Genomic DNA, 13,700 nt, shown 5'->3' on the forward strand with positions numbered 1-13,700 from the left:
TACGTGAGTATTAGTGTCGGTCTCATGAAGCTTGCCGAGTGGGCACGCCGCAACGGGGTGCATCCACAGACCGCGTACCGATGGTTCCGCGAGGGAACCATGCCGGTACCCGCTCGGCGTCTTCCGTCGGGAACGATCATGGTGGACGTTGTCAGTAACGACACCCAGGGCCAGGTGGTTGTCTACGCCCGGGTGTCGTCGGTCGATCGGCGAGCCGACCTTGACCGGCAGGTCGCCCGGGTGGCCGGCTGGGTCACCGGGCAGAACATGGTCGTCTCCCGCGTGGTGACCGAGGTCGGCTCCGCCGTGGACGGCCGATGTAAGAAGTTCCTCGGGCTGCTGCGCGACCCGTCCGTGACGACGATCGTGGTCGAGCACCGGGACCGGTTCGCCCGGTTCGGCGCCGAGTACGTTGAGGCGGCGCTGGCCGCCCAGGGCCGCCGGCTGTTGGTCGCCGACCCGGCCGAGGTGGACGACGACCTGGTGTGGGACGTGACGGAGATCCTGACCAGCCTGTGCGCCCGGCTGTACGGCCGTCGGGCCGGGGCGATCCGCGCCAGCCGCGCTGTGGCCGCGGCCACAGCCGAGGACGAGTCGTGAAGCGGTACGAGCCGCCGGCCGGCTGGACCGTGCAGGCGTACCGGTTCGTCCTGGACCCGAGTGACGCCCAGGTTCTCGGTCTGCGCCGCAACACCGGTGCGGCCCGGTTCGCCTACAACCACATGCTGCGCCGGGTCAGCGCGGTGACGACGCAACGGGCTGCCGAGGCCAGCTACGGGGTGGCCGAGGCCGACCTGACGCCGTGGCAGGGCTGGTCCCTACCGGACCTGCGGCGCACCTGGAACGAGATCAAGCAGTGGGTAGCGCCGTGGTGGGCGCAGTGCTCCAAGGAGGCGTTCAACACCGGGCTGGCGAACCTGTCCGCGGCGCTGGGTAATTGGCACGCCTGGCGTACCGGTGCCCGCAAGGGCCGCCGGATGGGCTGGCCCCGGACCAAGAGGAAGCACGGTCGCAGGTCGGCCCGGTTCACCACCGGCGCGATCCGGGTCGACCCCGGCTACCGGCACGTGGTGCTGCCCCGGCTGGGCCGCATCCGCACCCACGAATCCACCCGTAAGCTGGCCCGCCGGGTGAAGGCCGGCACCGCGACGATCCTGTCCGCCACGGTCACCGAAACCGCCGGACGGTGGTTCTGCTCGTTCCAGGTCGCCGTCCGGCGCACGGTCGGACGGCCGGCGCACGCGCCGAAGGCCGGCCGGGTGGTCGGGGTGGACGCCGGGATCAAGCACCTGGCCGTGTTGTCTACCGGCGAGATGGTGCCGAACCCGGCGCCGTTCAAGGCCGCGTTGAAGAAACTCGGCAAGGCGCAGCGCCGTGCGGCCCGGCGGATCGGCCCCTACGACCCGCAGGCCAGGCGCAAGCGGACCGCGTCGAACCGGTGGCAGCGGGCACAGGACGCGGTGGCTCGACTGCACGCCACGGTCGCGGCCGTCCGCGCCGACTCGTGGCACCAGCTCACCACCCGCCTGGCGCAGCAGTTCACCACGATCGTCGTGGAGGACCTCCACGTGGCGGGGATGGTACGTAACCGCAAGCTGGCCCGGTCCCTGACCGACGCCGCCCCGGCGACGCTGCGCCGGCACCTCGGCTACAAGACCGGCTGGTACGGCAGCACGCTGCACGTCACCGACCGGTGGTACCCCAGCTCCAAAACGTGCTCCGCCTGCAAGACGGTGAAACCCAAGCTGTCGCTGGCCGAGCGCACGTTCCGCTGCACCGCGTGCAGGCTGTCCCTGGACCGGGACGTCAACGCCGCACGTAATCTTGCCGCGCTCGTGCGGCACGTCGACCTGGAGTTGCCGGGCGACGCAAAAACAGGACGTGGAGCCTACGTAAGACCCGTAAGACCTGCATGCGCAGGCGGGGCGGCGGGCCGTGAAGCGTCAAGACCGGTCCATCCGGTCAACGTCGCCCGGCAACGGACGACTGCCAATCAGGAGTCACCTTCGCTCACTGAAAGGTAACGGTACTACGGCGAGCAGCGCTATGACGGCATGGACGAGCGCTACAACCTAATGGACGACCCTACCGGTGCCCACCGGTTCTGCCGTCCGAGCGATCAGCGCTGCAGACGGTGCTCAGCGGCAGCGTGGACCACGACCGGAATGGCCCTCTAGCTATTCAGGCTTCACCCCCCGCCGCTGACTGGCATCGTCTCCGATGCGATCTCGAAGGAGCCGTAGCTTGTCATCTGGAAACAGGACACCCCCCCAAGCGGCGGAATATGCCGCCGCATTCTTATACTTGACCAAAACATGCTCGGCCATGGTCACGGTCTGGCGGACGAAACGCTCGACGCTTACATGGCCATTCCAGCGAAGCCGTCCACCGCCCCAACGCCCGGCCTCAGATGACATGTCGTCAAAATCGACGACCTGCAAATACACGAGCGAATCGGCGCCAGCGAAGAATAGGCAAGTACCTCCCGGCTCGGCGGGCAGAAACGCTATCGCCGAGCTAGACCCACCTTGGAGGTCGAGGGCTGCTTGCAGCACAGACCCCAAGCCGTCACCGACGTAGGTCGTGTGAACTTCGACCGCCTCTTGCGGAAAATCCAAGGAAAACGTTGCTGAGCCAGGACTTCCAATGCGCCACCGCAGGAAGAATTCATCCATACAATCACCTCGGGTATGCAGTACGGAGAGAGCCATCAGGATTCAGGATGACCTCTACGGTTGTCTCGCCACGGGATCCAACGGGGTAACCAAAATCCACCGTATGCTTCGTTCCATCCCGGGGGAGCCCCGTAACCGGATTAGGAGTATTCGGAACGCCACGGGCTTTGGCGGTGTCCTCGATCAATTCTCCGATTTCCTCCAGGTCCGAATATTTGGAGAACGTAGTGTTACCTGGGACAACCCCCGGACTTCCGTCTACGTGTTCATGCAGTACGTGCTGCCAACCGTCTCCCTTGAAAAGGTTCCCACAATTCGTGTTGTGAACTAGGACTGGCGTGTTGCCGGCGAGCACATAGTACGTGTGGATGTCGGCAACTGTGAGGTTGTACGCCACCCCAACGCGGGCCGTCGCCGAGAGGCGACCATCGAGGCGAACCGAAGCAGCATTGAGGGATAGCAGCCTGTCACGGGAACTGAGCTGATCTGCCGGTTCCCACCTTCCGACCGAAGCATTCCAGAACGGATGCCCCTCCGTGGTGGAAATAATCTTGCCGTCGATCTTCAAATCATGCAGCCGGTCCTGATGGATCCAGGTATGGGTTACGGTGCGTCCACTTGTCTCACCCGCCTCTGGATCGGTGGCCAAGACCTTGTCTCCGACCCTCAGATCGCTGATGGGCTTGGAGGTGCCGTCGGCCATGACGACTTTAGTTTCGGGGCTGAAGCTGCAGAGGGCCTTTCCGGTATCGAGCAGGGCTTCGCCGATCTTGCCGGCTGACTTCAGCTTGCCGATCGGGACGAAGCCGACGATCGTCCAGGCGCATCCCGACACACTTCCGTTTGCGCAGTCAATCCCGTCGTTGACCCCGGTTATTTCGCCGAGGAAGTTTCCGACGTCTGCCCACATCTCGTCGAGAATTTGCTGGCAGATGTCGGGATAGTTGTAGCAGAGGACGTCCGAGCGGGCTCGTTCGAGTTCAACTGCCGTAAGGTTGGAGACGTGCGTGCCGTAAACGAGCTGCGCCCAGACGGTGAGGGTGACCTGGCCCTTACTCGGGGCCTTCCGGCCGTCCGACATGTGGTCGGTCCAGGTTTCAGGATCAAAAGCGTATTCGGCGTCAGCGACGGCATCACATTTTGCCGGCCAGCAGCGGTTATCCTTGTTGTTCTTTGCGTCCTGGTTGCCTTTTTCGTTGCCCGGTTGGTATAAGGGGCAGCCACCCTTAATTGATACACAGTCTGCGGGGATAAGGCCGCTGGGGTCACTGAAGGTGGCCGGGTTGTGCCGTGAATAGGCGTATCCGTGCCACTGCTGCGGATCGGCGAGGTCCATGACGGGGTCGACAGAGATGAAGCGGCCGATGGCGGGGTCGTACTCGCGGGCATTCAGGTGGGTCAACCCAGTGTTGTCTTTGGTGCCGCCGACGAAGCCCTTGTCCATCACAGACGGCCAGTTCGTGGGTGCGGCACCTCGTTCGGCGCCAAAGGGGAGGCTACGTCGCCGGGATACTGCGAGGTCGCTGTTTCGGATCGTCGCCTCGGCTGTGCCGTGGTGGTCGCTGACGATCCAGTCGAGTCCTCCGGATGAGTCTCGGACGGCGACGGGTCCGCCATTGTGGCTGTAGTAACGGGTGCCGGTGGCTGCGGAGCTGGTCGGCTTTCGGACCTCCATGCCGCCGGGCAGGTAGAGCGTCGAACCAGCAGGATCGCGGCGTACCAGGCGGTTGCCGTCGGCGTCGTAGACGTAGCTGGTGCTGCCGGAGTTGTCGGCGAGTGCGAAGAGTCGACCCTCGTTGTCCCAGGTGAGATCCTGCTGCCCTGCGGGGCCGGGACGAGTTTTGGTGTTGCCCGTCTCGTCGTAGGTGTAGGTCTCGGTGTTGGTTGCGGCGCCGGTGGAGTCAACCTTCGTTGCGGCATGCGGATGCGAGCCGGTGCCGGCTCCTTGGGCGGGGTAGTTGTACGTGCGAGTGGTGGTCTGTGTGGTGCCGTGGATGGTTTCAGTCTTGCGGTTTTCCGTGCCTGCGTCGTAGGTGTAGGAGTGCCAGAAGGGCGCGGGACCGCCGAGTTTCGACGCGTCAGGGGTCGCAGCGCAGTTGTCGGTTCCCGGTGTCCAGGCGTTCGTGAGTCGCCGCAGTTGGTCGTAGGTGTAGCACTGGGTTTCCGCAGGGCCGCCGGCCGGAGTGTCGGTGATCTTCTCCATGTTGCCGGCTGGGTCCTGGAAGTAGCTGAAGTTGAAGACCTCGGGCTTCAGCTCAGGCACGACGTTGCTGTTGGTCAGTCGGCCGGTGTTCGCGTCGATGGTGCTCGTGATCCAGGTCCGCTTACCGGTCGCGCCGAGGATCGTTTGCCACTGGTGGCCCAGTTTGGTGTAGCTGGTCTGGCTGACGTAGATCTGCGACGCGGACAGCATGCCATTGGGCAGACCGACGTCGTTGTAGGTGTAGGTCAGCTTCTCGCTGGACAAGCCAGCTGCGGCTGGCAGGGTAGTGGTGCTGACCTGCCCGTCCGGACGGTAGGTGCTGGTGTACCCGTACGAGCACGGCGTGAGGGTGCTGGACGCGCACAGGGCTCCGTCTGCGGACGGGATGGTGATGCGAGAGTCCTTCGGCCTTCCGGTCGTGTCGTAGGCGATGACCTCGTTGACGTATGCGTTCGCGGAACCTGCGGGCTCGTACCGAACCGATTTCGTCAGCTTGCCGATGCCGTACTGAAGAGTGTCGTAGACCCACTCGGCTCGCAGCGGGCCTGTCGTGGAACCGTCCCGAACGGTCTTCTTCCGTCCGAGGTTGTCGTAGGAGTATGCGAGGGTGCGGGTCCGGGCGTCGGTTGAGGTGAGCATCTCGCCGGCGAGGTTGTAGGTGTAGCTGCTGGTGCCTCGGTCCGGGTCATCCTCGCTCGTCTTGCGGCCCCGTTGGTCGTAGCGGTAGCTCCAGCTGTTTCCTACAGGGTCGGTGACACTCGCCAGTTCGCCCCGGTCGGTGTAGCCGTAGCGGTACTCGTCGTAGGTGCCGGCGGTGTCGCTGCCTACTGCGGTCCGGTCCGTGTACTGCCGTTGAGCGACAGTCTGGCCGCGTCCGTCGACGATGGTCGTGGTGGCGGTGCCGCCGTCCGGTGGGGTGACGCTGGTGCGTTCGCCGGCGTAGGTGGTGGTGGTTCGCCATTTCTCGTTGAACCTGGTGTCGACGCCCACCTTGAAGATCGCATCGGTCAGTCGGCCGGCGCCGTCGTAGACGTTCTGCGTGAGCGCGGGGACCGCGGGCGTGCCCACGCTGCCCACCAGGACCTTGTTCGGCGGGGTGTTGGTGGTGTCGTAGTACGGCTGGGACGCCCAGTCGAGCAAACCGCGGGAGTCGTAGACGGTGTCATTGAGGACTCGGCCGCCGCCCGGGGCCTGCGTCTGAATCTGCCGTGCCCGCAGCAGGCCGTCGTAGAGGGTGATAGTCGTGTGGTAGGCCGGCGTGACGGAGGGCAGCAGCGTCTTCGCGGTGACCGCGGAGGGTGCCGTGTTGCGGACGTCGTAGCTGAACTCCTTGTCCGGCGTCGCCGGGAGGCTGCTCTTGAGCCGTCCTGGCAGCCATACCTGGCGGAGTCGTCCCAGGCCGTCGTATGTCAGGTCGGTGCGCAGGCCGTTGGCGTCCTCCAGCGTCGTAGGCAGGTGCCACGCCGGCGCGTAGGTCGCGGTATTGACCTGTGACTCGGGGTTGGTGATCTTCACCGACCTCACTGGGCCCGCGGTGACCGGGACGTAATCGGTCTTGGTCACGCGGTCCAGGGCGTCGTAGCTCTCCATGACCCGGCCGACCGGGTCATGCTTCGCCCGGCCGATGGTGAACCAGTTCGGCGTGCTGCCCGTCCATCCGTCGATCTCCTCGACCTTCGCGACGTTGCCCTGGACCGGCAGGTAGGTGTCCCAGTCGTTGGTGTCCTTGTCGTAGGTCGTCCGAGTAGCGGACAACATGTCGCCAGGCAGTGCCGGCGTCGCCGCGCACTTGACCCCCACGGTTTCGGTCTTCTTCGCGAGGTCGAGCATCCAGGTCGTGTCGTTGCGGGCGTACCAGGTTCGAGTACACCGGTCGTCCGTAACGGTGGACTCGTCGCCCAGATCGTCGACGGCGGTGGGCAGGTTGTCGCCGTTGTAGCTGGTGACGGTTTTCGTCCAACGGGTCGAGCCGTTGGCGAGCTTGAGCCGGCTGCGCACCGTGCCGGTGTTGGTCATGAAGGACTTGAGATTGCCGAAGGTGGCGGTGGGTCCCTGCTTGACCGGGGTGGTGATGGTGCCGCCGATCCAGCCGCCACCCGCACCGAGCAGCGTGGTCTCCTCGCGGACCATGCCGGCGTACTGGTCCTCGTCGGCGACCCGGGTCTGCTGGGAATCGATAATTTCGACGTCGCGTGTGCCTGATGGCTGCTTGTCGCCGTCCATACCCCGGTAGTAGAGGAACTCAGTCGCCGACTGCACGCCGGACTCCAGGCCCTTACGAACCCGCACCTTGCCGTAGCCGCGGAACTCGCCCCACGTGCGCTTCTTCGGCTCAGTCAACTCCGAGTCGTCGTAGTGCCAGGCGGGCTGGTCGAGGTAGTCGTAGTTGGTCTGCTCGTGGGTGAACCCGCCGGTGTTGTCGTACACGTCGACGCGGTCGACCCGGTACTTGTGGAACCAGTCCAGGGTGGGCTCTTCACCCTTTGGTCCGTAGTAGCTCGGATAGCACCGCTTGGTGTTGGCATGCACCTGCGGCAAGCCGCTGCGAGTGCATTCGGCCGGCGAGTAGGTGACCGCGATCTGGGCGCCCGACTCCGTGGTGATGGTCTGGATGCGGTAGCGGAACAGGTTAGAGCGGCCATCAGCCATGGCGTCGACCCGGTTGGCGAGTGCTTCGGTCCCGGGGTCGAAGACGACCTCCGGGTCGCTAGCCTCGCTGCCGCCGGCCGTCGTGACCTTGCCGGTGCGGGTGATCCCCGATAGCCACATCGGGTTGCCCTCGTTGGCGCCGGACTGGAGATAGGTGTGGCGCAGCGTCCACCACTCGACCTCGTTGTACGTGCTGCCCGAGCCGGAGTAGACCTGGGTGCGAATTCGCGAAAGCCGCTTGGCCGTCCAGAAGGTTGGTGAAAGCTGGTCCGTGCAGGGCGCCGCCTTGCAGTACTGGTCCCAGGGAGTGTCCGGCCAGGACGCTGTCACCGGGTTGTCGCTGGACCCGCAGTTGCTGGCGCATCTGTCGGCCTCGTCGAAAAGGACGCGGGCTGCCGCGTAAGTGGTGGCGGGCGCGTCGGCTCGGTTGCCGTACTCGATCGCGGACAGCCAGCCGCCGCGGTCGTAGGTGGTGCGCTTGTCCTTGTTGCCTTCACGTCCGTAGGCACCCTCCTCCTTCTTATAGAAGTAGGTCATCGTGTTGCCCTGCGGGTCGACGACATAGTCGAGGTTCCACCGCCACGCCTGCGTGGTGCGGGAGGCGGCGTAGTCACCGGCCACCCAGCCGGGTTCGTCGGGGTGGTTGCCGTACACCGGGGCCGTCCAGACCGACTTGGTCTCGGTGGCGGCTGACGACCCGCCAACGCCGTGGTTGCGGCCAAAGAAGTATTGAGTGCCGTCGGTCTTCGTGACCTTCCAGTACTCGTTGTCGTCGTCGCCGTTAGCGAAGGACGCATTCTTCAGCAGTTCGATCTTCGAGCCGTCGTCTGCCTCGCCCTTCCACGTGTTCCCGCTCGACTTGACGAGCTCGGTCGCCTGGCCGTTCAGCGAGATGGTTGCATTGCCCTCTGGCTTGTACCAGCACTGGTCCCCGCTGTTGACCAACTTGTTGTTGGGCTCGCCGCCACGTATCGCATCCTTGTCGTCGGCGCATGACTTGAACTTGCGCTCGACGAAGCCGGGCCACAGATCCCAGCCGTCACCGATCCAGGAGCCCTGGGTGTTGGTGCCAGCGGACAGGCCGTCGACCGAACCCGATGAGTAGCTCAGCGCCGTCGACGGCTCTGGGCCGCCCATCGCTGGCACGTTGTTGAGGGCGTACGACCATGAGAAGGCACCCGTTTGCTGCGACACCTGCCAGGTGCCCGCCACAGAGAGGCTGGTGGCGTTGTAGTCACCGTTGTCGCCGGAGGGACCGGCCGTTACTGCGAAGGCCGTTGCCACGCCGCTGCCCGCGACGCGGACCGTCGCGGACACCCTGCCGGTCCGGGTGTTGTTCTGTCCGGGCATCGGTTTGCCGTCGGGCAGTGATACCACCCGCAAGCGCGAAGCCCAGTCGCCGCCGTACGCCGCCGCGAAACTGGAGTAGTCGACCTCGACTTCCACCTCGCCTGCAGAGCGATGACCGTCTGCCCGGCTGATTCGCCCGACGATGCCAGCCACGCCCGCTCGCGCGGCGGCCGCCCGGTCGGAGACCTCAACGGTTACCTTTTGAACAGGAGCGGTGAACGCGCGAGCTGTCGACCCGGCCCCTGCCTCGTTCAGCGGGGTGATCGAGATCGGCAGACCGGCGGCCTGCGTTCCCCCATCGCCCCTTCGGGCAGCGGCCGACGCCCCGGCAGACAGGTCCACCGTCGTTCGGGCTGCCTGTGGCCACGCGACGGCACCACCTTGGCGGACCTGCCGATCGCCGGCAGTCCAAACCGGCCGCGTCCGGTGCTTCAATGCAACCGCAGCCACCCCCGTGACGTCTTCACCCTTCGGCGGCTTCCATCCAGGTCGAGTCTCAGCCGAGGCAGGAAGCTGCCCGAGCAGGCCGACCGCCACCACGGCTGCGAGGATCCCCGACAGGCGGCGGCTGACTCTGCCGGCCGACCTCAGAAAACGGCCTGTGTATGGGCGCTTCACATCGACGGAACTCACGGTGCTCCTTGAGAGAGAGGGCACGTTCGGGCAGGAGTGGTGGATTGTGGGTGGAGTCACTCCGCGATCCAATGCTGCGTAATTTGCGTGTCATTCCAGACGGACTGGGTGGCGCGGACGTGGTCGAGCTCACCGGTCCAGTAATCTGCCGAATTCGCATCTTCGCGGCCCCGGCCAATGGCGAAGGAGCCTGTTGCCGACCATGGGGCACTGGTCGTGGCGGTGACTAGCGTTCCACCGTCGTCTGGCGTCCCGTTGACATAGAGCCTGAGTTCACCGGCAGTCCTGTCGTAGACGCCGACCAGACTCACCCACTCATCGTCAATGACGTAGTCCGTGGTGCAGGCCGCGTCTTGGGCGCTCAACGTGATATCGCTGTGAGCGACGGTGAAGCACCAGGTTGGGTCGTTGACGCCGTCGGCGTCGAGGTCCCGGTCGTTCTGGTAGCCGAGGCGGAACATCGACGTGTTCGTTCCGTCCTGGGAGACCGCCGTTTGCAGCGCGCCGCCTGCTTCGGACTTGCGCACCCAGGCGGCGACCGTGAAGCCAGCCGGACTGACCGTCTCCAGCACCGGCGAAGCGGTGTCGGCGCTTCCTGTTCCGCTGAAGAAGGCTGCAGTTCCGACGCGGCCTGAATCTGTCCAGGCAACTCCGGTAGCGCTGAGCGCGGCGGGTCTCGTATCGGGAACGGAGGCGGCGGTGGTGCCGGCGCTCTCGTCCAGGTTCCAGGCCCAGGAACCGTCGGTCGGTCTGACCAGGAACTGGTACACCCGCGGGTCGGAGGTAGCCCCAGCGGAGTTGCGCGACTGCACGGACAGGGTGTTGACACCGTCGCTACTAGGGGTGATCGTGGCGGTGGTACTCGTGCCCGTTATCTCTTGAACAGACAGGTCATCCCAGTAGACCGCCTTGGCTGTCTGGCCCGTCGGGAAGCCGTTGTAGAGACGCACGAACGCCTCAGTGGCCCCGGCAGGTACAGACATGACCAGGGACAGCTGGTGCCATTCGTCTAGGCGGAAGGCCTTGATGGAGGTGACCTCGACGTAGAGGGAGCCGACCTTGTAGGAGCTCATGATCCGCAGGCCGCGTGTGTTCCCAAAGGTGCCGGTGGTGTTGAGGCCCGTGCTGGCCGGAACGTAGATCCAGCCGGTGATCGAGTACCGCTTGCCCGCCTGCATGCCCAGGCGTAGCCCACCGACGTCGCCGCCCACCGCGGCGAACGTGTCGCCCTGCGGCCCTGTGCTCGTGCCGCCGGACGCGAGCGGCGTCACCTTCAGCGAGTCGCCGCTGGCGTGGCCCCGGGCGGTGTCCCGAGCGATCGTGGCGTTGAGGCCCACGAAGCCGGTCAGGTCGGTCACCTGTTGCTGGCTCGAGTTCAGCTTCTGACCCTGTGGAGCACCTGCCGGCAGGGTGACGGTGTTGGTGTTGTTGAGGCTGTAGAGGTATTCCTGGACGTCGGTGCCGCCGTTGGGAGCGAAGGTGAAGGTTCCCGGTTGGCCGGGTCCGCCGTTCCACGTGTCCGAAGACTTCTCGGCGTAGGGCGTGCCCGTCACGGTCGGTAGCGACGGGTCCTGGGTGTTGACGGTAAAGGTGAACCATCCCGAGTAGCCGCCACAGGTGTAGGTGTCGCAGGCCCGCGCGCGCCATTGGTAGGTGGCGTCGGGCAGAGCGCCGCCGGCAGTGGGGACGACTCGCCACGGTCGTGCCGTACCGGAAGTGACCCCGGTAAGAGCGGTACCCGACTTGGCTTTCACTGTCGACCTGCTGTTGTCGAAGACCTCGTACTCCGCGCGTAACGTGCCGCCATCGGGGTCGGACACCAGCGCGGAAAGAGTGGGCTGGCCGGAGCGCACCACTGCCGGGGACACGCATGCCGAGTAGCAGGAGTCGACCGCGAGGGCGGTGGGCACGTTCGGGGTGCGGTTATAGATCAGGGTGACGTAGGGCCTGGCGGAGGGCGCGTCGAACGACTTGAACTTCTTCCACCCGGTATGGCTTGTCTCGCTGGAGGCCCGTAGTCCGACGTTGGCGGTGTTGTAGCCACCCGAAAGGCTGGTCTGGAAGGTTTTCTTGACCGACGCGGATACTCGTCCCCCTGCGCAGTTGGAGTTGTATCCCTTGGTGCCCGTCGACCTGCCGTCCAGTTCACGCCATACCGGCTGGCTGCCCCACCTGACAGCTGAGCCGACAGCGTCCACGCGCCACGTCTGCCACTCCGCTGCATCGCACTGCCAGGAGTAGTAATTCCACAGGGACAGCTCAGCAGACACGACGGTCGCGCCAGCGTAGGCGCTTAGTCCGTAGAAGGCGAGGAAGGAGCGGGCCAGGCAGCCGGAGGCGCAACCCTCGTCGGCGTCGTCGCTGTAGCCCAGGCGCAGCTCGTCGTCACCGGACTTGTCGGTGTTCGCGATCGTGTTTTGAACGTAGGTGTCAAACGATGGGTTCAGGTTGATGGTGGGGTCGATCGTGACGGGGTACTGCAGGTGCGGATCCTGGTAGAACGCCTCGTCGGTGCTCAGCACCAGACTCGTACGGCCGCCGACAACGTCATTGGTGACCTCCACGTTGGCCCGGTGCAGAGGCTCGCCGCCGGCGGAGATCCGGGAGTCCCACATCTCCCCCTGCGAGACCGTCACCGGCTCTTCCGCGGCAACCGCCCGGGCACCGGCTCGCATGGCGGAGCCGGGCGACCAGGGCATGGCCACCGTCGTCAACTGCGCTGCGGCCTGCGGGGACTTCACGAGGAAGGAGTAGTTAACGCCCGTTGGCCGCGCTTGAAGGACCAGGTCGACATCCGGTTTAACGTTCGGATACGTCGCGGTCGCGCCGTCCAGCCTCGGCTCGGGCAGGGCACCGACCCAACCCATGGTGGTCCGCTTGGCGCCCTCTCCGAGGCTCACTAGGTCGTCGGCGTCAGCCGACCGGGAACCCGACAGCCACAAGCCGAACGGACCGGCCTTGGATCCGATCGAACCGTCGCTCTTGCGCTCCAGCGTCAGGTCCACCGGCACCCACGCCCCCGCAGGAGTCTGCACCCGCTCAGGTGAGGCGTGGACCTCAGCCCGGAAGGTGCCGTCCGGCTGCGCCCACGTCATTGACGTCTGAGACGTCATTCCCGTTACCAGCACCGGCTTGCGTGACTTGTGCGCCAGCAACATCGCCGACGACTCATCCGCCGCCTCCAGCGGCCCGGCCGCCTGTGCCTGAACGGCAGGCGTCGCCGCCTGAGCAACACCGGCGGCTGACGGAACGACCACACTCGCCGCAGCGACCACCAGCAGCGCCAAGGCGGCTACTCGCCGTCGCCTCGCAACCTCTGTGCGCGACGTGAGACACGCACTGACCAACGCACCCATCGAGAGCCCCCGTGATCATCAACTGCAAACGAGCAGACGGTAGTGATCACGGGAATCCCATGTAAAGCACCGCTACAAATTGATACCACAAAACCGTCATTACGGTAGCAAGCGGACTCACGGCTCACGATCAGCTACCGCGGGGTGCTGGCCGACAACATTTCGTGCACTGCCTGAAGGCTGGAACCACCAAATAGACAACTCGCGAGCGGAAGAATTTACCTTCAGGGCTGAAAACGTTAACCTTGCCCCTGGTATTTAAATCGCCTCGCACAAGCGCCGCCGCGTCGGCAGGCGCCCCATGCCCCGACCAGAAAATTGGTCAAAGCTGACTCGTTTGGTGTCGCACAGGATCCCCCCACACCCCACTCCCCACCATCGGACCCACCGTCACCAAGGGAACGGCGTGCGCCTACCATCGCGATCCGCCTACCGCGGGCATGGGTTCATGTCGGTGGGGCGAGTTTAACCCCGATTACATGATCAGGCTTAATGCCGACCTGCAATTGGCTAACGGCGTCTAATCGCGGCAACCTTCCACTCTAGACACCGTATGGCGCAACGCGGAGGTGGAACCGAAGGTGGTGGCTTAGAACGAAGTGGACATCGCGTTCGAGCACCAGCGTTGGCGCCACCGGGTGTGGTACGTGCGACCCGTGCTGGACCTGTCGGTGTACGACGCACCGCTGCTGCTCGGCGAGGACGCTGACCTGCTCTGGGATACCGCAGCCGGGCGTGAGCAAGGCGGGTGACTCAACGGCTAACGGCGGCAATCTGCTCTAGGTGTTTCCTCAGCTAACCGGCGTCCACGTCGGGACGGCCGGATGATTGCAC

The 13,700-nt window shown here is 65.2% G+C and carries 5 protein-coding genes; 2 read left to right on the top strand and 3 right to left on the bottom strand.

Annotation, left to right across the window (positions count from 1 at the left end; genetic code table 11):
• The first annotated feature begins 24 nt into the window (after window positions 1-24).
• Both M8C17_RS01305 and tnpB read left to right on the top strand, forming a co-directional pair.
• A complete protein-coding gene (locus M8C17_RS01305) occupies window positions 25-600 on the top strand; it encodes an IS607 family transposase (RefSeq protein WP_252414260.1) in 576 nt (191 codons plus the stop codon).
• Entirely contained in the window at window positions 597-2,024 is a 1,428-nt protein-coding gene (gene tnpB / locus M8C17_RS01310) for an IS607 family element RNA-guided endonuclease TnpB (RefSeq protein ID WP_252414261.1), read from the top strand. Before M8C17_RS01305 ends, tnpB begins: the two co-directional genes overlap by 4 nt.
• A 153-nt stretch (window positions 2,025-2,177) precedes the next feature.
• On the opposite strand, the gene M8C17_RS01315 is transcribed toward tnpB, so the two are convergent.
• Genes M8C17_RS01315 through M8C17_RS01325 form a run of 3 tightly spaced genes read right to left on the bottom strand, consistent with a single transcriptional unit; the run spans window position 2,178 to window position 12,797 of the window.
• On the bottom strand, window positions 2,178-2,675 hold the full coding sequence (locus M8C17_RS01315; RefSeq protein ID WP_252414262.1) for a hypothetical protein: 498 nt from the start codon (window positions 2,673-2,675) through the stop codon (window positions 2,178-2,180).
• 4 nt (window positions 2,676-2,679) lie between these two features.
• Window positions 2,680-9,510: a polymorphic toxin-type HINT domain-containing protein gene (locus tag M8C17_RS32080; RefSeq protein ID WP_252414263.1), complete on the bottom strand. Its 6,831-nt coding sequence runs from the start codon at window positions 9,508-9,510 to the stop codon at window positions 2,680-2,682.
• Window positions 9,511-9,566: 56 nt separating this feature from the next.
• Window positions 9,567-12,797: a LamG-like jellyroll fold domain-containing protein gene (locus M8C17_RS01325; protein ID WP_252414264.1), complete on the bottom strand. Its 3,231-nt coding sequence runs from the start codon at window positions 12,795-12,797 to the stop codon at window positions 9,567-9,569.
• Window positions 12,798-13,700: the final 903 nt, after the last annotated feature.

Source organism: Micromonospora sp. RHAY321 (assembly GCF_023896955.1).
GTDB lineage: Bacteria > Actinomycetota > Actinomycetes > Mycobacteriales > Micromonosporaceae > Micromonospora.

What these genes read in the sequence shown, in the direction of transcription:
- M8C17_RS01305 (WP_252414260.1), top strand. Translation starts at nt 25, where the DNA reads ATGAAGCTTGCCGAGTGGGCACGCCGCAACGGGGTGCATCCACAGACC.
- M8C17_RS01315 (WP_252414262.1), bottom strand. Translation starts at nt 2,675, where the DNA reads ATGGATGAATTCTTCCTGCGGTGGCGCATTGGAAGTCCTGGCTCAGCA.